Origin of the sequence: Flavobacterium maritimum (genome assembly GCF_040049085.1) — a bacterium.
Taxonomy (GTDB): Bacteria; Bacteroidota; Bacteroidia; order Flavobacteriales; family Flavobacteriaceae; genus Flavobacterium; species Flavobacterium maritimum.
Map to the genome: position 1 here is coordinate 526,957 of NZ_JBDLZY010000002.1, position 21,953 is coordinate 548,909.

Consider the following 21,953-nt stretch of genomic DNA (forward strand, 5'->3'; position numbering starts at 1 on the left):
AACCTTTAAAAACCGTTGAAGTTATGAAAAGACAAAAAAAATAGGATTATGGAAAATATATTAAACGATTACAAAGCTGTTACTTTAGAAGAAGTTAAAGTTTGGTTTAAAGCCGGAAAAATAAAAGACTTTCCTAGTAATAGAGGAGGATGTATAAAATATAAAAACAAACAAATTGCCCTTTTTAATTTCGAAAGAAGAAATGAATGGTACGCTTGTCAAAATGCTTGTCCTCACAAAATGGAAATGGTCTTGTCAAGAGGGATGACAGGTTCAGCAGACGGTGTTCCGAAAATTGCCTGTCCAATGCACAAAAAAACCTTTTCTCTTGTTGATGGATCGAACCTTAATGGAGAAGATTATTCTATTGCAACCTATCCTGTGAAAATTGTTGATGGAGAAGTATTCGTTGGCTTTTTGGAATAATTATGTATCTTTGATTTTAAACTTTTCAAATGACAGCAACCCCATTCCAAAATGCAAGCGCTTGGATTGATGCAGAAAATGCTCAAGATCCAAATCACGAAATATACCAATCCAAAACATATCCAAAAGAATTATTATATTCTAATCGAATGTATGAGAGACTGATGGATTTTCATCCGGATGCCTCTGAAGCCGTTCAGATTGCCTGCAAAGCACAACACATTTGCCGATGGAAAATAGCACGGGAATCCTATCCGATGGATCGCGTTGGTTATTTAAAATGGCGTGAAGACTTAAAAAAATTCCACGCTAAAACCACAGCTGTCATATTAGAAAAAGCAGGATACAATCAGGAATTTATTGATAGGGTTTCATTTCTTATCGAAAAAAAATTACTCAAAAAAGACGAAGAAACACAACTTTTAGAAGATGTTATTTGTCTGGTATTCCTAGAGTTTTATTTAGATCCGTTCGTACACAAACACGATCCGGAAAAACTCAAAAATATTATTCTTAAAACCTGGAATAAAATGTCCGAAAAAGGACATCAGGAAGCCCTGAAAATTAACTTTAACGAAACAAATCTTCAATTGATAAAAGAGGCACTTGGATTGTAATTCGGATGTATCATGATAAACAGGGCCGCAACATCTGTCGACACCATTTCATTCAAAAATTTACGCCGTTTGTATCTTTTTGCGCTGTTGACTATTGCCGTTACGGTACTTTTAAGCCAATTGCTGATACAATACAATCTCAATAGCCAGCTGAGTGATTCGAAAATAATCAACATTTCGGGAAAGCAAAGAATGTTGAGTCAGAAATTAACCAAGGAAATTCTGATTCTGAATTTCGTGACCGATACTGTCAAAAGTAAACAGGAAATCCATCGCATCAACGAAATCATCAATCTTTGGAAGTTCAATCATTCTGCTTTAGAAAACGGCAATGACAGTCTGGGTTTTCCAAAAGAAAAAAGTCCGGCTCTTTCACAATTATTTATTGCTATCAAACCCAATTTTGACAGTATTGTTTCTGCCAGCACTCAATTTTTAGCACACAAAAAGTTAAACATAAACTCTCAGGAAAATCAAAAGTTAGTAGAGACAATACTAAAAAACGAGTCGATTTTCCTTGATAAAATGAATCAGATTGTAGGTGAGTACGATAAGGAAGCGCTCGAAAAAGTAACCCTGCAAAGCAAAACGGAATATGCTATTTTAGCATTCACTTTATTGGTTTTGCTTTTAGAATTCGTTTTTATTTTCAAACCGACCAACAAAAAAGTGGAGACCCTCATCTCTAAACTTTTATTCTCCGAAAAGAAAGCATTAAAATTGGCTCATGACACTGAAGTAATCAGTGAAATAAAAGAAAACTCTGTAAAGGAATTGAAATCACTCAATTACGCTATGGAGAATACCCTACTCTATTGCCGGGTTGCGCCTGATGGTTCTTTGATACACATCGGTGAAAAATTTTCAAAACTACTGCATCACAACCCCTTCATTACGGACAGAAGCTTTTCGCAAATAGTAACGCCAATCGAGAAAGAGCAAATTGTGATTGATCGTATTATTGCCGAAAAACAAAGAAGCGGCTGGCAGGGTGAACTTCATATCACTAATAGAAATGCGGAATCAATTTGGCTTGATTTATCAATGGTTCCCGTGACTATTAAAAAAGATGAGTCAGAATTATTGATTATCTGCTTTGATATCACCGAACGCAAGAGAGCAGAACAGGAAGTAGAGCGTTTGAATACCGAAAATGTCAATGATAAAATCAATCAGCAAAAGATTATTTCGAGCAGAATTGTCGAAAATCAGGAAAACGAACAAAATCGAATCGCTAGGGAAATTCACGACGGTATCGGACAAATGCTTACCGGTTTAAAATTCAGTCTCGAAAGCATCAATCTGGATGATAAGGAAAAAGCAGCGCAGAAAATAGAGTATCTCAAAAAACTGGCTTTAGATATCATAAAAGGGGTGCGCACTGCCACTTTCAACCTGATGCCTCCAGAATTAAGCGATCATGGTATCGTTTCTTCTCTGTCAAAACTGACTCAGGAATTATCGAAACTAACGGGTAAAAACATCCTTTTTTACAACAAAACCGGCTTCGATAAACGATTGGATTCTTTAATCGAAATCAACATTTATCGACTGACGCAAGAAGCCATCAATAACGCTATAAAATACGCCGATTCCACTCATATTATTGTGCAACTTTCACATAGTGACAAAATTCTGAGTATCACCATTGACGATAACGGAAAAGGATTTGATGTAAATGGTGTAGAGAAAAAAAGAAACAGCGAATCCGGAATGGGACTGCTTTTTATGAAAGAACGAATTCAATACATCAATGGACGCGTTTTCATCAATTCTATTCCAGGCGAAGGAACCCGAATCTCGTTTAATATTCCTATTTAAAATAAGTTTCTGAGTCTTTAGAAATTAAGAAAGTTAACCCTGCATTGGGTTTAATGAAAGTATTTTTTATTGGATATAATCAAAATTCAATAGTCTTTCATAAAAACAGGCTGAATTACAATTTATCTGATATTTGAAATTTTAAATTTCAGAATTTGCATATTATTTTAAGAATTACGTATCTTAGCCATCCGCTTTAGATGAATATACGTAAAAACAAAGATCCAAAATTAAGTAAGTTATGAGTAATCCTATTCGAGTAGTACTGGCAGATGATCATGTATTTGTAAGAGATGGTATCAAATCATTATTGGAAAACGAAGGTAACATTGAAGTTGTCGGCGAAGCGACGGATGGCTTGGAAGCCCTTAAGATTGTTGACGCCAGACAACCTGACTTGCTTATTTTAGATATTCGCATGCCTAATATGACGGGAATTGAGGTAGTTGAAAAACTAAGAAGTCAAAACAATCCCATAAAAATAGTAATGCTTTCTATGCATGAATCTGAGGAGTACGTATTAAAATCAATAAAAGCCGGAGCCGATGGTTATTTGTTGAAAGGTTCCAGTAAAGAAGAATTTCTTAAAGCTTTACATACTGTTTCTAATGGCGGAAAATATTTCAGTGGTGATATATCATCCATATTAATAGGGCAACTTACGCAACCTTCCTCCTCTTTGGAACCTAAACATCTGCAAGAAGAAGAACTGATGATTACCAAAAGAGAGAAAGAAATTCTTAAACTTTTGTTATCCGGAAAAGGAAATAAAGAAATTGCAGAAGCTTTAGACATCAGCAAAAGGACCGCAGAAGTCCACCGTTTTAATTTGATGAAAAAATTAAAAGTGAAAAACCTGATGGAGCTTTCCAATAAAGCAACTGAGTTTTCCTTATTGTAATATTTTTAGGGTACAATTTATCTCTGATGCTTCCAAAAACTACGTAAAACATATAAATTAAGTATAAATACTTAATTATTTTTCAAAAACTGCGTTTTAGCAGTTTTTAAATAAGTAAACATACTTATATTTGTCAAAAATATAAGTATTATGAAAAGCACAACCTCTTTATCGCAATCACACAGAATATTATTTCTGAATACTCTTGCCTTTACGGTATGTTTCGCTTGTTGGACCCTAAACGGGGTTTTGGTCACCTACTTAGTTGATAATGGTATCTTCCATTGGAGTGTAGTTCAGGTGGGCTGGCTTTTGGGAATTCCAATTCTGACTGGTTCAGTTATGCGTTTACCAATTGGAATCCTTACTGATAAATACGGTGGTAAATACGTATTCTCTTTACTACTTCTTCTTTGCTCTATACCTTTGTTTCTGCTTCCTTTAGCTGATAGTTTTTTCATGTTTGCCCTTCTTAGCTTTTTATTTGGGATGGTAGGAACAAGCTTTGCCGTTGGTATTGGATACACCTCTATTTGGTATCCAAAAGAATGGCAAGGCAGAGCATTGGGGATTTTTGGAATGGGAAATGCGGGCGCAGCCATCACAACCTTTCTGGCACCTTCCTTATTGAATCAATTTTCACTCACAGACCCGCAAAACGGTTGGAAATTATTACCCGTAATTTATGGAACTGCATTAGTAATCATCGGTATATTCTTCTTGATTTTTGCTAAAAACAAAAAAATAGAAAACCATACCAAAACCGTTTCCCAAATGCTTCAGTCTCTTAAAAGCGTGCGTGTTTGGCGATTTGGAGCTTACTATTTCCTAGTTTTTGGATGCTTCGTTGCCTATTCACAATGGCTGTTGCCAAATTTCATGAATGTCTATCAAACCAGTTTGGTTATGGGCGGATTATTCGCTACCATGTTCAGTTTACCATCAGGTGTCATTCGTGCTTTTGGGGGGTATTTATCAGATAAATTTGGTGCTAGAAAAGTAATGTATTGGGTATTGGGTTCTTCGGTAGTACTAAGTGCTTTGTTGATGGTTCCAAAAATGGATATTACCACAACTGGTCCTGGAGTTTTAGCTACCAAAAAAGGAATAATTACAATGGTTTCTGCTACAAACATAAAAATTGGCGATACCGATTTTCCTATTGCACAAAAAATAGAAAAACTGGCTGAAAATACCATTTTCCCAACCCGTACCTCTTGGCAACAAGTTGTTGTAACACAAAATCAAGATGTTAAGAAAAAAGAATTATTAGCCAAAGGTATTACACGTATTAACTTTGATGCAAATATGTGGGTGTACTTAGTATTGGTGATTCTGATCGGTATTTCGTGGGGAATCGGAAAAGCGGCTGTTTACAAACACATTCCGGAATACTTCCCTACAGAAGTGGGGGTTGTAGGTGGAATGGTCGGAATGATTGGTGGATTGGGAGGTTTCTTCGGACCGATTATCTTCAGCTATTTACTGACAGCCACAGGAATTTGGTCAAGTTCTTGGATCTTCATTCTATTATTCTCTGCCATATGTTTGATTTGGATGCATGTTACCGTAACCAAAATCATGAACGAAAAGCATCCTGTTTTATCCAGAGAAATGGAACGTAAATAATAAAACAACACTTTTTGAATGAGTTACTTGAGTTAAAAAAATTGTTACTCAATACCACAGATAACTTCATTTAAAAAGAACCCTAAAACTTTCAATTCCTCTAGAAAGTTTTTACTTCTAACGCAGACGTAAGACTCCATTCCTATTACGGTTTTACGTCCTGTGTTGAAGCTAAAAAAGAACCGCAAATTTGCAGATTTATAAACTGTGAATTTGCGGTTTTTTGTTTTTAACAAAATTTGAGATACAGTACTATTTGATTTAGCAGTATATTTGATTTTGAAATAAATGTTTGTGATTATAAAGTTACGGACGTTTATGAATCGTATAAATATACTTGACACATAACCAATAAATGATGGAAGAAAAAGATACTAATGTAAAAATACTGTTTCGGTTTTTTAGCAATATTTTAGATCAACAGGCTGTTGAAACTTTATGGGCGACAGTTATCGACGCTGAAAAAGGATTATACCAATTGGATAATATTCCGTTTTATGCTTCCGTTTCTTGCGGCGATATTGTATTTGCCGAATTTGATGAAACAGAAAACAGCCTGACGTATCGGGAAACCATAGAACATTCCGGGAACTCGACTATTCAGGTCATTCTCAATGATAAATCTTTTGATATAAATAATTTACGAGAACTATTTAATTCTTTAGGCTGTGAATCAGAAAAATTTAATAGCGATTATTTTGTAATGGAAATTCCTGCCGATTTAGACTATGCTCCAATTAGAGAAAAACTGATAGAACTGGAAGAAAGCAATATAATCACGTATGCTGAACCCAATTTATCTAAAAATCACTGGTATTAGATTGGAATCCAACATGCCGTAGGTGCGATACATGTATCGGTTGGTTTTGTACCTATGGCACGATGTTCATTTGTTAATTTTTCTAACAACATTCATAGTCTGACGGAACAAAAGAATTGGACATATAAATTTGACTGGTATTAGCAGAGACGCACTGCAGTGCGTCTCTACAATGCGTCTCTGCAATACGTGTTTACCACACAACAAAAATCCCTGTAATGCCATGCCATTACAGGGATTAACCACTTAACAAATTGAATAAAAACTAAACTAACTTTTATACACCATGCCCATATCTTCGATCGAGAATTTATCGGTTAACAGGTGTAATAATTTATCTCGTAGCTCAATATATTCGGGCATTTTTACAATTTCGATTTTGTTTCTCGGTCTAGGCAAATGAACCTCAACAATTTCTCTGATGGTTGAAGCGGGACCGTTATTCAACACCACAATTCTATCAGACAAAAACAACGCCTCTTCGATATCGTGCGTAATCATGATAATGGTTTTGTCTCTGTTGTTCAGATTCCATAATTTTAAAACTTCCAACTGCATAGAACCTTTTGTTAAGGCATCCAAAGCGCCAAAAGGCTCATCTAATAATAATACACCCGGATTGATCGCAAAAGCTCTTGCAATCGCAACTCGTTGTTTCATTCCTCCTGATAACTGACCAGGCAATTTGTCTTTATGCTCATACAGATTCACCATTTTCAGGTTTTTCTCTACGATTTCATGTTTCTCTTTTTTGGAACAATCCATAACTGAATCTACAGCCTGAAAAATATTTTCATCAACAGTCAGCCAAGGTAAAAGCGAATAATTTTGAAACACAATACCTCTATCCGGGCCTGGGCCTTTTATTTTTTTACTGTCTAGTTCTACTGTTCCTCCTGTCGGCGTCAGCATTCCTCCTATGGCATTCATAATGGTTGATTTTCCGCAACCGGAATGCCCAATGATGGAGATGATTTCTCCTTTTTTGATGGATAGATTAATATCTCTTACGGCAACATATTTTCCTTTTGGAGTTGGAAACGATATTTCCAAGTCTTTGATTTCTAAATAGCTCATGGTTTTCTTTATTTAATGATTGAAAAATTAATTCTAAAAATCGATGTTATTTACTCTGGATTTTGGGTTTGCGTGAGTGATGGCAGTGGAGCTCTTTTTTGAGAGGTTTTTCCTCTCAAAAAAAGCGGGAACGTACAGCACGACCCGTCCCCGATGGCTATTGGGGTTGCAAAGGGGCACGCCCACAAAAACTTTAGCAAACTCACGATGTAAAAGAACAGCTTATTGGTTTTGGAATTACGCTTTGTAAGCGACTTTGTTTTCGATAAAAGTGAAGATTCTGTCAAAAAGTAAACCTACAATTCCAATGATAATAATTGCTGAGATAACTTTTTCAAGACTTAGGGCATTCCAGCTATCCCAAACGAAGAACCCGATTCCTGCTCCTCCAGACAACATTTCTCCGGCAACAATTACTAACCAGGCAACACTGATACTCAAACGCAATCCTGTAATGATGTGGGGCAAACTATACGGAATTAAGATTTTGGTCAGGTATCGCATTTTAGAGAAACCAAATGCTTTGGCTACATTTTTATGATCTTGCGGAATGGACGCCACTCCAAAAGAAGTGTTAATCAAGGTTGACCACAAAGAAGTAATGAAAACAATAAATATCGTTGCCATTCCGGTATCTTTAAAAACAACCAATCCGATTGGGAACCATGCTAATGGTGAAACTGGTTTTAGCAATTGAACGATAGGATAAAAAATTTGTTTGCAAAAGGTGCTGGCTCCAATTAGAATTCCGATTGGAATAGCAAACAAAGAACCTAACAAAAATCCGGAAAGAACCGTTTTGATTGAACTGAATAATTGCAATCCAATTCCTTTGTCGTTAGGTCCGTAATCATAGAACGGATCGCTCAACATTTCTTTTAAAACAGTCAAAGTAGCTGTCGGCCCCGGAAGTGCCTCCTTGGTATAAAAACTTAACAAACTCCAGAATCCTGCAAAAAGTAGTAAGCCAAGCACAGCAAACAGGACTGGTTTCAATTTTTCAAGTACTGTATTAAATACTAATTTGAATTTCTCATTTTCTTCTGTAACACTTTTTGTGTTCTCTGTCGACACATTGACAACTGCATCTAATGCCTCAATGCTAAGGGTGTTTTTATCAGACATGGTAATATAGTTTAGTTTAACAATTCAATTATTTTTTAACAACTTTCAAATACGCTGCAGGATTTGCAGGATCAAAAACAGTTTTGTCCATGGTCAAGGCAAACGGTTTCATATCATCATTTGGTACTTTTATTTTCATACTTGCAGCCACTTCTTTATACAAATCATCCAGAATTAATTTGTCGGCAATAGCAGCATAATTAGGTGCTTCTTTCAAATATCCGAATCGTACAAATTGTGCCATCGCCCATATTGCGTGAGATTTTCGAGGGAAGTTGACCATTCCGCCTTTATGAAACAACATATAATCATTGTCATACACTTCTACTCCTTGGTTACAACCCAAATTATAATCGCCCATCAACCTTCCTTCAATCACATCTGCAGGAGCATTTACATAAGCCGCTTTTCCAATGATTGCAGCCGCTTTTTTACGATTGGAAGGAACATCTAACCATTTACAGGCTTCCATAACCGCTTTCATTACTTTTACTAAATCAGCTCTGCGTTTAGCGCTAAAATCTTTGTTTACCACCAAGGCTTTTTCCGGATGATCTTTCCAGATATCCTGAGACGCTACCTGTGTAAATCCAACTCCTTGTTTTACGGCGACACCTCCCCAAGGTTCTCCTACACAAAATCCATCCATATTACCAACTTTCATGTTAGCTACCATTTGTGGTGGTGGAATCGTAATGATTTTAACTGCTTTTTGATTCAAACCTGCAACTGACATCCAGTTACGCAACCATAAATCGTGTGTTCCACCAGGGAAAGTCATCGCAAAGGTCACTTCTTTTTCGGCTTTCAATTTGGCCGCTACAACCGGTGTTACTTTGCCCATTTGTTTAAATCCTACTTTCCCACAAAAATCATTTGAAAGTGTAATTGCCTGTCCGTTTACGTTCAACATCATCGCAATTTTCATTTCTGATCCGGCTTTTCCCCCTACTCCAGTGTACACTGAAAATGGCATGGAATACAAACAATGTGCTCCGTCTAATTCTCCTGTCAGGATTTTGTCACGAACGTTGGCCCAAGAAGATTCTTTGGTTACCACCACCTCAACACCATATTTTTTGAATAAACCCAGCTCTTTTGCCATAACAATCGGCGAGCAATCCGTTAAGGGTATAAACCCTAATCGTACAGGATCATTTTGAGCATTTAAGGTTGTGAAAGTGGAGATCATCATTACAAACAGGGTCAATACAACTGTTTCGAAACCCCTGGCTATTTGTTTTTTTATCGTTTTCATTTTTAATAGATTTAAAAGTTAGTATTCTATTCAGTAAGATTCTAAGTTGCTAAGATTTAAGCAGACAATTAAAAAAGGCAGAAAAAGACCGTAATTTTTTTTTTCAAACTTATATTCTTAGCATCTTAGCATCTAAGGAGCACTGAATAGCTTAATAGTTAATGAAGCTTATTTTTTAGCTAAAAAGTTAGGTTTGATATTTAGCATCACGTAAGCAAATTGTGGACTTAGATCAGGTATTGCGACATTCTTAACTGCTGCAGATGCCATTGAGTTAGTTGCTTTCATGAAGGAATAACCCGCTTCGATATTGATGATTTTGGTTAAATTGTAGCGCATTAACAAGTCAACCTCCGTACCCAAATAAGAATCTAATGTTCCTCCTGCTCCGTTAGACAAAGTGTTAGCCGACTCAAAACCATGAATGTCTAAAAAGAAGCTCAAATTATCTTTTACGTTGTATTTTACTTTGAAGAAATAGTTCAACAATCCTTGTTTTCCAAAGCCGTTAGCTGCATAGAAATAATCCATACTTCCCCAAAATTTGTGCGGTGTTCCGTAAAGTGGATCAAAAAGATTACTTTTTGAAGTCGCGGTTACTGCTTTTGTTCCGTCATTTCCTGATAAGTAATCAATTCCAGGCCCCATAAATAATTTACGCCCCATTTGAAAAGTCGAAGTAATCGAAGCCAAATTAGCACTTAAAGAACGTCCGTCTTTATCCTTCCCTCCTTGGAAGTAATAACTTCCGGTAAGATTCAGTTTTCTGGTTACATTAGAGTTAAAGAAAAGTCCGGTTGTATTTCGGCTCCAAACCCCTTCTCCAAAAACCTTAGTAGTTACGGCAGGTGTTCCGGAAGTCACATTAGTGTATTTATTAAAATCATCCTTAAAGAATAAGAAAGAGACATCTCCAAAGAAGAATTTTCTAGCGACATAAGCATATTGGAATGATTTGTACATGGTTCCGATTCCGTTCGTTCCTGCTCCATAACCTGTTGGAACACCATTATAAATAGTTCCTGTGTTTTGTTCTTTATTTTGGTTGAATGCTGCTCCTACATCAGCAATCCATCCTTTATTAGCAAATTTGAAGATGATCGCATCATGTCTTCTTCCTTGTTGCAACCAATCTAAAGCACCTAAGACTTTTTGGTCATCGTAAGAAACTTCCTGACGTCCTACTTTTAAGGATAAATTTTGAATCGTACTGGTGGTGTCAACTAAATTTAATTCAGCCCAAGCTTCGTGCAATAAAACTCCGTTATTCGCCTCCGTTGTTGTTCTGTTTATTGAAGAAGCATCTTGCCCCCAAACTCGTACATCTTGTAAAGAAGTATATATTTTAAAACGGTAACCCGTATATCCTAAATTCAATCGGGCTCTTTGAGAATTGAAAAATGCTGCCTCATCCCCTATTTTTTGCAAAGTTCCTTGACCCGCTCTAAATTCAGCTCTTTCTCTTATTTGTCCGGTTGCTGTTACTTGTGCTTTTGTTTCATTTTGACTTAGTACCGTAAAAGCAATGCTTAGGAAAATAGATTTTGAAAGAGTTGCTTTGGAAATACTTACTTTTCTTAAACCTTGAATATTTAGTAATGTGGTTTTAATGTTTTGCATAATCATGTGTTTTAATTAGTATGAAGCAAATTTACGTAAGTACTAATACTTAGATACTATATAAAAAACAGACAGAAACCACTTTTTAACACATAAAAACAAAGGAGAAAATCAGTTTCAATCCTGCTTTTTGACAGAAAACAAAAAGAAAACCAAGTATAGCTTGGGCTAAAGAGTTTTGAATACGTAAGTATAGAATACGTAAAATCAATATTTAAGTCTTGGGATTTCCCAATAATTGATTTGTAAACTCATTTATTTAAAGAATTTAAGAGCAAAAAGATGCAGAGGAAATACAATCTGTCGTATAAAAAAAGGTTTAATGAAAAAGTATTTCCATTAAACCCAGAGATTTCTTAAACGATTAGAACAGTAAAAGAATTAAATTTTAAAGTCTTTCCTATTGCCCCTTATTTGTTTAAAGGTGAAGAAAAAGGACTAATTTCAAAAGCTTTAAATAAATAAAAACAAAGCCAAACACTTTTAAACCAATAACATACAAACTTATTCATATTACATCCAAAAAACACATAAATAAAAATTATTGTTTATGTTCTCTTATCTCGGACTTTAATTTTTCTACTTGGACTAAGCCAATCTTCTTACCGACAGTTTTAATAAGGGCTTCTTTTTTAAGGCTTGAAATCACGCGTATCACTTGCTCATCAGTAGTTCCGGCAAAATCGGCTATTTCTTTTCTGGACAAATCAAGCTCAATAACTCCATTTGTTTGTCCAAATTTCCTGTGAATATATAATAAGGTATCAATTACTCGTTCACGCACGTTCATATGGGCAATTTTCCGAATATTGTTTTCACTTTTATTCAATTCTTCTGCATAAAACAACATCAAATCAAAGGTAAATTCAGGAACATTATGAAGGATTTCCAACATGTCTTCATTACTGAAATTACACAATACCGTATCCTCTAAAGCATAAGCACCAATGAGATAACGCTTCGTCGTACCAAATCCCCTAAAACCAAGTGTGTCACCATCTTTGGTCAGCCGTACGATTTGCTCCCTTCCGTGAATACCCGTCTTTACAGTCTTTACCTTTCCTTTATAGATAAAATACAATCCCTGAATGGGAGCGCCTTCAATGATAAATTGCTGCGCTTTTTTACAGGTAAAACTGCGTTTTCTATCTATATAGGTCTTCATTTGTTCTAAATGAATATGCTTTTTAATGAAACAATTTTCATTTATACAGCTGGTACAAGTGGCTAATTCTTCTTTCATACGTAGCTAATATTTGTTTTTAAAAGGACCCGATCAATAACGAACGGGCGAAGCAATATGGTTCCACTATCCTTCATTATTGTCTCTAATTTTGAATCATGGCGCTGTCACGGATAAAATTCAAAATTGCTTCTGAAATGATTTGGTGTCCCAAATTTATTTTTACCAAAAATATAAAATAAAATTGATTTTATACGTATTTATACGTAAAAATACTTATTTTTACACTTTCGAAAGTTAGTTAGCTCGTCAATACAAGCTTCCATTATTAATAAAGAAATTCAATAATGCAAAATTCAGAAATCAAAACTACGTGTTCCTATTGTGGAGTAGGATGCGGAATCATAGCAACAAATGACTCTAAAAATGGAGTTTCAGTAACCGGAGACAAAAACCATCCTGTTAATAAAGGAATGCTTTGTTCTAAAGGAATGAATCTTCATTATGTAGTCAACGACACTTCCGACAGAATTCTTTATCCTGAGATGCGATGGAGTAAATCACATCCTATGGAACGTGTAAGTTGGGATGCAGGATTGGATAGAGCAGCTGCCGTTTTTTCTTCTATTATAAAAAAACATGGCCCTGACAGTGTAGGTTTCTACATCTCCGGACAATGCTTAACTGAAGAATACTATTTAGTGAATAAATTGGTAAAAGGATTTCTTAAAACCAATAACATCGATACCAACTCGCGTTTGTGCATGAGTTCAGCCGTGGCGGGTTACAAAAAAACCTTTGGAGAGGATTCTGTGCCTATCGCATATGATGATATTGAACTTGCCGATACTTTTTTGATAACAGGAGCGAATCCTGCCTGGTGCCACCCCATTCTTTTCAGAAGACTGGAACAACACAGAGAGAAAAACCCAAAAGTTAAAGTCATTGTTATTGACCCCAGAAAAACCGACTCTGCTTTGACTGCCGATTTGCATTTACAAATCATCCCTGGAACTGATATTGTTTTATACCACGCTTTGGCTAAAAGACTGATCGAAAAAGGATATACCGACAATGATTTCGTCAAAAACCACACTGAAAACTTTAAAGCATATAAAGACTTAGTACTATCGAGTTCCTTAGAAAAAGCCTCTAAACTTTGCGGAATCTCTGTTAATGACATTAAGCTGGCTGCCGATATTATTGGCAAAGCCAAAGGATTTCTTTCGCTTTGGGCAATGGGACTCAATCAAAGTGCGATTGGCGTTGATAAAAACACAGCACTTCTTAACCTTTCCTTACTAACCGGACAAGTTGGAAAACCAGGCTCCGGACCTTTTTCATTGACCGGACAACCAAACGCCATGGGAGGTCGTGAAGTAGGCGGAATGGCAAATTTACTGGCGGTTCATAAAGAATTAAATAATCCGGAACACCGAAAAGAGGTGGCCGAATTTTGGGGAGTTGACCAAGTATCCGAAAAGCCGGGATTAACTGCAACTGAAATGTTTGATGCTTTAGAATCCGGAAAAATGAAAGCAATCTGGATTATCTGTACCAATCCAATGGTGAGTTTACCTGATTCCCGTCGAGTAGAAAAAGCCTTGGCAAATGCTAAATTCGTTGTTGTACAAGACATTTCACACAATGCCGATACCGCTAAATTTGCCGATTTATTATTGCCGGCAGCAGGTTGGTTGGAGAAAGAAGGAACCATGACCAATTCTGAAAGACGAATTTCTTATTTACCGAAAGGCATCAATCCTCCGGGTGAAGCACTTCCGGACGTGGAGATTTTAACTCGCTTTGCCAAAAAAATGAATTTCAGTGGTTTCAATTTCAACACTACCGAAGACATTTACAAAGAACATTGTATGATGACAAAAGGAACTAACATCGATATTTCCTTTTTAAATTATAACCGTCTAAAAAACGAAGGCACTTTCCAATGGCCGGTTCCTGATTATGGACACCCTGGAACCCCTCGTTTGTTTTCTGATAAAAAATTCTATACGCCTTCGCAAAAAGCAATTTTCAATCTCCCGACAGCTATTGAAAATACTTCAGAAGCACCTAATGCAGCCTTCCCATTTATACTGACAACAGGACGTATCAGAGATCAATGGCATACGATGACCAAAACCGGAAAAGTATCCCGATTGATGACGCATATCCCTAGCCCAGTACTCGAGATAAACCCGATTGATGCCTACAAATCATCCATCCAAAATGGAGATATTGTGGTGGTAACGAGTAAAAACGGAACAGTTCGAGTAAAGGCAAAAGTTTCTGACACGATCAAAGAAGGTGTTGTATTCTTGCCGATGCATTGGGGAAAACAATTGGAAAACGATTTGAACCGTACCAATAATTTAACCAATACGATTGTGGATCCCGTATCCAAAGAACCAGATTTTAAATACACTATCGTTTCTGTGGTTAAATACGTGAAACCTTTTGAAAAAATAGCCGTAGTGGGCGCTGGAGCTGCCGCTTTCCGATTCATACAAAACTACAGGGAAATCAATACTACTGATGAAATTATTGTGTTTTCAAATGAAGAAAACCCATTTTACAATCGTGTTTTATTGCCGGAATATGTTACTGCTGAGCTTTCTTGGCAACAGCTTTTAAAAATAAAAGATGATGCTTTAAGCAAGCTGAATATCACCATGAAATCTGGTGTATCTATTGAAAACGTCAACACCAAGGAAAATACTGTTCTCGATAGCAATGGTACACTCCATAAGTTCGATTCTCTGATATTGGCGACAGGAAGCCGACCTTTTGTTCCCGAAAATGCACAACTGCATTTACCAGGACGTTTTACCATCAGAAAAAAAGACGATGCCGACCGTTTAAAAAACTATCTTGACAATACCAATCTGTCCCCAGAAGAACAACATGTGGTTATTGTAGGGGGTGGATTATTGGGATTAGAATTGGCTGCAGCCTTAAAACATAAAAAAGTAAAAATAACCATCATCCAAAGAGCTTCCCGTTTAATGGAACGTCAACTGGATCGTATTTCGAGTAAATTATTAGCCGAGGAAGTACAACTTCGTGACATTCAAATTTATTTTGATAATGAGGTCAGCACCGTATTCGAAACGGATAATCCAAACGAAATAGAAATTGCCCTTAAAAGTGGTCGAATCCTGACTGCCAATGCGATTGTATATACCATTGGTACGATTCCGAATATAGAATTAGCTAAGGAAGCCGGAATATCCTGTGGACGCGGGGTAAAAGTTAATCAGTATTTGCAGTCTTCAAATCCGCATATTTTTGCCATTGGAGAAATAGCCGAATTCAACAATCAGCTATTCGGAATTACCTCAGCCGCTGAAGAGCAAGCCGATGTATTAGCCAACTTTTTGGCAGGTGATATCAGCAGTTTCTACAAAGGTTCGGTACTAATGAATATCCTGAAATTAGAAGATATTAATTTATGCAGTATAGGAGAAATCGAAATTCCTGAAAATGACGATTCATACGAAGAAATTGTATTCTCTGATTTAGGAAAACGCTACTATAAAAAATGCGTAGTCAAAAACGATTTGCTGGTTGGTGCAATTTTGATGGGCGATAAAAATGAATTTGCCGAATTCAAAACCATGATCGAAAGCAAAATCGAATTGTCGGACAAAAGAAATACTTTATTGAGAGGAAGCTCAAACGCCAAACCTGTTTTAGGGAAACTCGTTTGTTCCTGCAGCCAGGTAGGTAGCGGTAACATTGAAGAAACCATAAAAAGCGGTGTTTCTAATTTCACCGAATTGTGTAAAACCACCGGTGCCGGATTAGGATGCGGAAGCTGTAAAACAGAAGTAAAAGAAATTTTAGCTAAAATTAAATAATAGTTTTAAGTCGCAGTTTTCAGTTTCAGTCCGCCACTGAGACTGTGACTGTGACTGAAAAGCTATAAAATGAAAACTGAAAACTAAAAGAACATGGAATTAACACGATTAATAGTAAAAGGAGGCGTGATTTCACCAGGTGAATTACGAGAAATTGTAAATATGGGTATGGAGCAAGGGCTTAACGCACTTTCTTTTGGTTCCAGACAGGACATTATTTTTCCAAAAGGTTTTTCAGCTAATGATAAGACAAAAACAGGCAAACACCATTTTGTTTTTCCAAATGAAAAAAGCGGTAATAATATTGTTTCATCCTATGTTTCGACAGATATTTTCAGAAATACCCCTTGGCTAACGGGAAACAAATTTTTATATGTTCTGGAGCAATTCAAAGAACAACCTAAATTAAAAGTAAACATCACGGATCCAAAACAGCAATTAGTGCCTTTGTTTACCGGGCATATCAACTTTATCGCTTCAGATCATGAAGATTACTGGTTTTTATACATCCGTTTGCCAAAATGGGACAAAATGGAAATGTATCCGGTGTTAATCTACAGCTGGAATATTGCCGAGGTATATTATGCCATAGAGAAAATTCTTGATGAAGAACCGTATTCGGCTGAGATGATTTTTCAATTGGTCAGCGATGCTATAGATGCCAATAACAGGACCATTGATAAACCGCTGCACATTCCCTTCTACCCTTTCCCTTATTATGAGGGAATGAATAAGTTAGGTATCGATCAATATTGGTTGGGCTTGTATTGGAGAAATAATTTATACGATTTGGAATTTCTGAAAGAAATGTGTGATTTGTGTTTTGATTGCAAAATCGGAAAAATATGTATCACTCCTTGGAAATCATTTATCGTAAAAGGAATCCCGAAAGACAGAAAATTAGACTGGGAAAAATTCCTTGGAAAAAAAGGAATCAATGTACGTCATTCCTTATTGGAACTTAACTGGCACTTGCCTGTTGCCATGGAATGGGCCTTGAATCTCAAAACTTTTTTGGTACGAACTTTAGATCAATTTGACATCAGTACGTACGGACTTACTTTTGGATTATCTGAATACAATCGTGAAGGGCATTATTTTACTTCGATTGTAATCGAAAAAAATGATTTACCAAAAGATTTAGAATCCATAAAAATCAGGGATACTTACAATGTCTTGTACGCCAAAAACTTTGACCCAAACACTAGAGAATACATTGTACATACTCAAGACGTGGATAAACTGGAATTGCCGAATATCCTGATTGAATTGAGCCGAAAATACTTTGAAGAATTAGGTAATTCTGTTTTTGAAGTAAGCGAAACCGCAGCCAAAAAAGAGAAAAAAGAACAAGATGTACACCAATGCTCAGAATGTTTGACGATTTATAATTCGGAATACGGGGACAGCATTCAAGGAATTGAAAAAGGGGTTCTGTTCAAAGATTTACCGGAGGATTATTGTTGCTCCTTATGTGAAGCTCCAAAAAGTAGCTTCATCGCTTTAAAAGGGGAAAAACTTGACACTGTCTAACCAATTGAAAAGGAACTATTGCTAAAAAAATTAATTACTATATGAATACTGGTTTCAAAACGGTAAGTTCTTCTTACGTCACAATTTCAGAATTAATGTTGCCCTCCCATACTAATTTTAGCGGCAAAATACATGGTGGTTATATCTTATCATTACTCGATCAAATTGCTTTTGCATGTGCTTCAAAATTTTCGGGCAATTATTGTGTAACCGCATCCGTAGATACCGTGAACTTTTTAAAACCTATCGAAGTAGGCGAATTGGTCACTATGAAAGCCAGTGTCAATTACGTAGGAACGAGTTCTATGATTGTAGGCATTCGTGTGGAGGCAGAAAACATACAGACAGGAGTTGTCAAACATTGTAATTCTTCCTATTTTACAATGGTCTCGAAAGACAAAGACGGCAAAAATGCCGCTGTTCCGGGACTGCTGTTGACTAATTTAAAGGAAGTCAGTCGTTTTCAAAATGGCCTGAAACAAATTTCTTTGAAGAAAGAACGAGAATATCAAAAGAGCATTGCCACTTTTGGAGCAATAGAAACTATTTTGAGTAATAATACATTTAATGTTAAGGTTGAATTACAATAACTGTATTTTTTCAGGAAACTGTCCAAAATTATCCTGAAATCATACCACTGAAAAGCCGGAATATTGACTCCATTTACTGTTGTCAATATTCCGGCTTTTTTATTGATGCTTTGGCTGTAGCCAAAAAATAGTTGTTGAAATTATTCGAATACATCTAAATTCTGAAGAACAAACTCCTCATCTGAATATTCTCCATTGAAATATGAAGTTAATTGCGAAGCATTTTTAACCACTTCACCAATTATGATAATGGCAGGTGAAGACAATTCTTGTTCTTTTACCATCTTAGAAATAGTACTGATTGTACCAACTGCCTTTCTTTGGCTGTCTTTTGTTCCGTTTTGAATAATCGCTACAGGCAAATCATCAGTTCTGTTATTTTGATAAATCGAAATAATTTCATCCAGTTTGTTCATACCCATCAAAATGACTACTGTAGCAGAAGATTGGGAAGCCAATGTTACATCTTTTGATAATTTATGCTCCGATGTCGTTCCTGTGATTACCCAGAAACTTTCGGCAATTTTACGTTGTGTCAGACTGATTCCATTCGATGCAGGAACTCCCAAAGCAGATGAAATACCAGGAACAATGGCTGTTTCTAAATCATATTTTTGAGCAAATTCCACTTCTTCGCTTCCTCTTCCAAAAACAAATGGATCTCCACCTTTCAATCGTACCACATGACCATAGCGTTTTGCCATAGACACTATCAAATCATTGATTTGGTCCTGAGTATAAGCGTGACAGCCAAAACGTTTGCCGACAAAAATAATTTGGGCGTGTTTTGCATATTGCAATAACTCCTCATTCACCAGTGCATCATACAAAACTACATCGGCATTTTCAAGTGCTTTGATGGCTTTCAAAGTGATTAATTCAGCATCGCCAGGGCCCGCCCCTACGATTGTTAGCTTTGGTTTATTAGTCTGTATCATTTTCTTCAGGTATTAAATTGCTCTTCTAAATCGATAATTTTTTAATCAAAAACAAAACCAATAGATTCATTGTCTTCTAATTGATATTTTAAAACTTAGTTTATAATCTCAAAACTAAGTATAAATACTTATTACAAATATAAGTAAATATATAAACCTGAATTAAAAATTAACAAAATTTAGGAACGAAATGAAGATAAGAAGATTTTAGCCCCATAATTTGATAAAAAACAAATAAAGTACTAGAAAACAGCTGAAATCCATAAAAAACAAATCCCAAAATCTTAAAGGATTTTGGGATGTAAACTATTAATTACTAAGCAAATAACTATTCAATAGGCAAAATAAGCGTAGAAGTGATGGCTTCTAAGACTTCGAATGCCGTTTCAGCCATTTTATTTCCTTTGGTGTCCAAAAGTGGATTGATTTCGACAAACTCTATACAGACCACTTTTTTGGTTTCAATGATTTGATTGATAATAGCAATTATTTCATATTGATCAAATCCCTTTGGAACCGGTGTTCCCGTACCATACGAAATCATGTCACAATCCATCGAGTCAACATCAAAAGAGATGTACAGACTGTCACAATGTGATAACTTCGACAAAGCTTCGCTCACACATTTTTTTAATCCTCGGTAACGGACTTCAGCAACCTGGTAATTCTTAATTTTTAACTTTTCAATTTGCTTATCCTCCGCTTCCTCAGTATCACGAACACCAAAATAAACTAAATTTTCAGGCAGAACTTTCGCTCCCGGATAACCAACATTTTTCATTCCCTCCCAATGTTTTTGGGTTTCCTGAGCAACTTGATTAATCTGACAATCTAAATTATCATCGGCAATAACAGCCGACAAAGGCATTCCGTGAATATTTCCCGATGGTGACGTATAAGGCGAATGCAAATCGGCATGGGCATCAATCCAGATAACACCTAATGTGCGTTCTGGATGAGCAGCTTTGATACCACTAATCGTTCCCAATGCTGAAGAATGATCTCCTGATAAAACAATTGGAAAATAATTAGCTTCCAAATTCTTCTTAACCGAATACGAAACTCTCGTACATTGTTCTAAAACATGCTCTATTCTTTTGGCAAAGGAATTATGATCTTTATTATAAATGGATTCGTTATGCGTTTTGACATCATCAAACTCAAATTGATTAAAATAATCGCTGTTTTGATTGATGGCAGCAATTTCAACCGCATCGATTCCTAAATCAGAGCCCCGCGTACCGGCACCTATATCTGACCTGTTTTTTATTAACTTGATTACTCTCTCCATAAATTAATGATTACCTAAAATCATTTAATGCCTTCTCGATAATGCCCAAGCATTCTTGGATTTGAGTTTCGGTCATTACCAATGGTGGTGCCAAACGTATTTTGTTCCCATGAGTCGGTTTTGCCAATAATCCGTAGTCTCTGAATTTCATACAGATATTCCAAGCCAAATCAGATTCTTCGTCACAATCAATGACAATAGCATTAAGCAAACCTTTACCTCGAACCAAGGTAATCAAAGAATTTCTGGAAGCAATTTCGTTAAGTCCATTTCTCAAAATGATTCCCAAACGTTCTGCATTCTCATCCAGTTTTTCTTCTTTAATTACTTCAAGCGCAGCAATAGCAACAGCAGCTGCAATTGGGTTTCCTCCAAAAGTAGAACCGTGTTGTCCCGGCTTAATAACATTCATAATGTGATCGTTAGCCAAAACTGCCGAAACCGGAAAAACACCCCCAGAAAGTGCCTTACCTAAAATAAGGATATCCGGTTGCACATTTTCATGATTTACAGCCAATAATTTACCTGTACGTGCAATTCCTGTTTGTACCTCATCCGCTATGAATAAAACATTGTGTTCTTCACAAAGCGCTTTGGCTTTTGCCAAATAACCTTCAGTAGGAACATAAACGCCTGCCTCACCCTGAATAGGTTCTACCAAGAAACCAGCAATATTTGTAGTTGATTTTAAAACTTTTTCTAAAGCCTCAATATCATCGTAAGCAATTTTTATAAATCCTGCTGTGAAAGGACCAAAACTTTTTCGTGCTGTTTCATCATTCGAAAATGAAATGATAGTAGTGGTTCTTCCGTGGAAGTTATTTTCACAAACAATAATCTGTGCTTCATTTTCAGCAATACCTTTTACTTCGTAAGCCCATTTTCGGCATAATTTAAGTGCCGTTTCCACAGCTTCTGCACCAGTATTCATTGGCAAGACTTTATCAAAACCAAAATATTTGGTCACATACTCCTCATAAGGCCCTAATTGGTCATTATAAAAAGCACGGGAAGTCAACGTTAATGTTTGCGCTTGCTTTACCATAGCACCAACAATTTTTGGATGACAATGTCCTTGATTTACAGCTGAATAAGCCGATAAAAAGTCATAGTATTTTTTACCATCTACATCCCAGACATAAACCCCTTCACCGCGTTCTAAAACCACGGGTAACGGATGGTAATTATGGGCACCGTATTGATTCTCTTTAGCTATCAACGCTTCTGATTTTGAAGAAAGGGTTTGCTCTGTGTGTATCATGAT

The 21,953-nt window shown here is 36.3% G+C and carries 17 protein-coding genes; 9 read left to right on the forward strand and 8 right to left on the reverse strand.

Annotation, left to right across the window (positions count from 1 at the left end; all coding sequences use genetic code 11):
* Nucleotides 1–48 precede the first annotated feature (48 nt).
* The 6 genes from nirD (at nt 49) to ABEB23_RS06310 (ending at nt 6,214) form a co-directional block, all read left to right on the forward strand.
* Nucleotides 49–426 (forward strand): nitrite reductase small subunit NirD, encoded by a 378-nt coding sequence (nirD, locus tag ABEB23_RS06285; protein WP_348811616.1) that lies wholly within the window; start codon nt 49–51, stop codon nt 424–426.
* A gap of 29 nt (nt 427–455) precedes the next feature.
* Nucleotides 456–1,043, forward strand: coding sequence for a DUF4202 domain-containing protein (locus ABEB23_RS06290; RefSeq protein ID WP_348811618.1), 588 nt, complete (start codon nt 456–458; stop codon nt 1,041–1,043).
* Between the two features lie 12 nt (nt 1,044–1,055).
* The gene (locus ABEB23_RS06295) at nt 1,056–2,864 is read left to right on the forward strand and encodes a sensor histidine kinase (protein WP_348811620.1); all 1,809 of its coding nucleotides are present in this window, start codon (nt 1,056–1,058) and stop codon (nt 2,862–2,864) included.
* Nucleotides 2,865–3,105: 241 nt separating this feature from the next.
* Nucleotides 3,106–3,765 carry a response regulator gene (locus ABEB23_RS06300; protein WP_348811621.1) on the forward strand — a complete coding sequence of 220 codons (660 nt, stop codon included), beginning with the start codon at nt 3,106–3,108 and terminating at the stop codon, nt 3,763–3,765.
* 150 nt (nt 3,766–3,915) lie between these two features.
* Nucleotides 3,916–5,394, forward strand: a complete 1,479-nt coding sequence (locus tag ABEB23_RS06305; RefSeq protein WP_348811623.1) for an MFS transporter — start codon at nt 3,916–3,918, stop codon at nt 5,392–5,394.
* Between the two features lie 355 nt (nt 5,395–5,749).
* Nucleotides 5,750–6,214: a DUF4265 domain-containing protein gene (locus ABEB23_RS06310; protein WP_348811624.1), complete on the forward strand. Its 465-nt coding sequence runs from the start codon at nt 5,750–5,752 to the stop codon at nt 6,212–6,214.
* 270 nt (nt 6,215–6,484) lie between these two features.
* On the opposite strand, the gene ABEB23_RS06315 is transcribed toward ABEB23_RS06310, so the two are convergent.
* From ABEB23_RS06315 to ABEB23_RS06335, 5 genes are all read right to left on the reverse strand, one after another.
* Nucleotides 6,485–7,291, reverse strand: a complete 807-nt coding sequence (locus tag ABEB23_RS06315) for an ABC transporter ATP-binding protein (protein WP_348811625.1) — start codon at nt 7,289–7,291, stop codon at nt 6,485–6,487.
* Between the two features lie 237 nt (nt 7,292–7,528).
* Nucleotides 7,529–8,416, reverse strand: coding sequence for a nitrate ABC transporter permease (ntrB, locus tag ABEB23_RS06320; protein WP_348811627.1), 888 nt, complete (start codon nt 8,414–8,416; stop codon nt 7,529–7,531).
* Between the two features lie 28 nt (nt 8,417–8,444).
* Complete coding sequence (locus ABEB23_RS06325; RefSeq protein WP_348811628.1) at nt 8,445–9,674, reverse strand: CmpA/NrtA family ABC transporter substrate-binding protein; 1,230 nt, start codon at nt 9,672–9,674, stop codon at nt 8,445–8,447.
* Between the two features lie 168 nt (nt 9,675–9,842).
* Nucleotides 9,843–11,294: an alginate export family protein gene (locus tag ABEB23_RS06330; protein ID WP_348811629.1), complete on the reverse strand. Its 1,452-nt coding sequence runs from the start codon at nt 11,292–11,294 to the stop codon at nt 9,843–9,845.
* 541 nt (nt 11,295–11,835) lie between these two features.
* A complete protein-coding gene (locus ABEB23_RS06335; RefSeq protein WP_348811630.1) occupies nt 11,836–12,537 on the reverse strand; it encodes a Crp/Fnr family transcriptional regulator in 702 nt (233 codons plus the stop codon).
* A 287-nt stretch (nt 12,538–12,824) separates the two neighbouring features.
* Here ABEB23_RS06335 and ABEB23_RS06340 point away from each other — a divergent pair, with 287 nt between their 5' ends.
* The 3 genes from ABEB23_RS06340 to ABEB23_RS06350 all read left to right on the forward strand — a co-directional run bounded on the left by ABEB23_RS06340 (nt 12,825) and on the right by ABEB23_RS06350 (nt 18,460).
* On the forward strand, nt 12,825–16,337 hold the full coding sequence (locus ABEB23_RS06340; RefSeq protein WP_348811632.1) for a molybdopterin-dependent oxidoreductase: 3,513 nt from the start codon (nt 12,825–12,827) through the stop codon (nt 16,335–16,337).
* 93 nt (nt 16,338–16,430) lie between these two features.
* Nucleotides 16,431–17,870, forward strand: a complete 1,440-nt coding sequence (locus ABEB23_RS06345) for a rubredoxin (RefSeq protein WP_348811634.1) — start codon at nt 16,431–16,433, stop codon at nt 17,868–17,870.
* A 41-nt stretch (nt 17,871–17,911) separates the two neighbouring features.
* Nucleotides 17,912–18,460, forward strand: a complete 549-nt coding sequence (locus tag ABEB23_RS06350) for an acyl-CoA thioesterase (RefSeq protein WP_348811636.1) — start codon at nt 17,912–17,914, stop codon at nt 18,458–18,460.
* Between the two features lie 140 nt (nt 18,461–18,600).
* On the opposite strand, the gene cobA is transcribed toward ABEB23_RS06350, so the two are convergent.
* From cobA to rocD, 3 genes are all read right to left on the reverse strand, one after another.
* Nucleotides 18,601–19,398, reverse strand: coding sequence for a uroporphyrinogen-III C-methyltransferase (gene cobA, locus ABEB23_RS06355; RefSeq protein WP_348811637.1), 798 nt, complete (start codon nt 19,396–19,398; stop codon nt 18,601–18,603).
* A gap of 328 nt (nt 19,399–19,726) precedes the next feature.
* Nucleotides 19,727–20,689, reverse strand: coding sequence for an arginase (gene rocF / locus ABEB23_RS06360; protein WP_348811639.1), 963 nt, complete (start codon nt 20,687–20,689; stop codon nt 19,727–19,729).
* Between the two features lie 10 nt (nt 20,690–20,699).
* Entirely contained in the window at nt 20,700–21,950 is a 1,251-nt protein-coding gene (rocD, locus tag ABEB23_RS06365) for an ornithine--oxo-acid transaminase (RefSeq protein WP_348811640.1), read from the reverse strand.
* Nucleotides 21,951–21,953 lie beyond the last annotated feature (3 nt).

Excerpts from the sequence above, each read along its gene's own strand:
- nirD (WP_348811616.1), top strand. The coding sequence starts at position 49 with ATGGAAAATATATTAAACGATTACAAAGCTGTTACTTTAGAAGAAGTT.
- ABEB23_RS06290 (WP_348811618.1), top strand. The coding sequence starts at position 456 with ATGACAGCAACCCCATTCCAAAATGCAAGCGCTTGGATTGATGCAGAA.
- ABEB23_RS06295 (WP_348811620.1), top strand. The coding sequence starts at position 1,056 with ATGATAAACAGGGCCGCAACATCTGTCGACACCATTTCATTCAAAAAT.
- ABEB23_RS06300 (WP_348811621.1), top strand. The coding sequence starts at position 3,106 with ATGAGTAATCCTATTCGAGTAGTACTGGCAGATGATCATGTATTTGTA.
- ABEB23_RS06305 (WP_348811623.1), top strand. The coding sequence starts at position 3,916 with ATGAAAAGCACAACCTCTTTATCGCAATCACACAGAATATTATTTCTG.
- ABEB23_RS06310 (WP_348811624.1), top strand. The coding sequence starts at position 5,750 with ATGATGGAAGAAAAAGATACTAATGTAAAAATACTGTTTCGGTTTTTT.
- ABEB23_RS06315 (WP_348811625.1), bottom strand. The coding sequence starts at position 7,291 with ATGAGCTATTTAGAAATCAAAGACTTGGAAATATCGTTTCCAACTCCA.
- ntrB (WP_348811627.1), bottom strand. The coding sequence starts at position 8,416 with ATGTCTGATAAAAACACCCTTAGCATTGAGGCATTAGATGCAGTTGTC.
- ABEB23_RS06325 (WP_348811628.1), bottom strand. The coding sequence starts at position 9,674 with ATGAAAACGATAAAAAAACAAATAGCCAGGGGTTTCGAAACAGTTGTA.
- ABEB23_RS06330 (WP_348811629.1), bottom strand. The coding sequence starts at position 11,294 with ATGCAAAACATTAAAACCACATTACTAAATATTCAAGGTTTAAGAAAA.
- ABEB23_RS06335 (WP_348811630.1), bottom strand. The coding sequence starts at position 12,537 with ATGAAAGAAGAATTAGCCACTTGTACCAGCTGTATAAATGAAAATTGT.
- ABEB23_RS06340 (WP_348811632.1), top strand. The coding sequence starts at position 12,825 with ATGCAAAATTCAGAAATCAAAACTACGTGTTCCTATTGTGGAGTAGGA.
- ABEB23_RS06345 (WP_348811634.1), top strand. The coding sequence starts at position 16,431 with ATGGAATTAACACGATTAATAGTAAAAGGAGGCGTGATTTCACCAGGT.
- ABEB23_RS06350 (WP_348811636.1), top strand. The coding sequence starts at position 17,912 with ATGAATACTGGTTTCAAAACGGTAAGTTCTTCTTACGTCACAATTTCA.
- cobA (WP_348811637.1), bottom strand. The coding sequence starts at position 19,398 with ATGATACAGACTAATAAACCAAAGCTAACAATCGTAGGGGCGGGCCCT.
- rocF (WP_348811639.1), bottom strand. The coding sequence starts at position 20,689 with ATGGAGAGAGTAATCAAGTTAATAAAAAACAGGTCAGATATAGGTGCC.
- rocD (WP_348811640.1), bottom strand. The coding sequence starts at position 21,950 with ATGATACACACAGAGCAAACCCTTTCTTCAAAATCAGAAGCGTTGATA.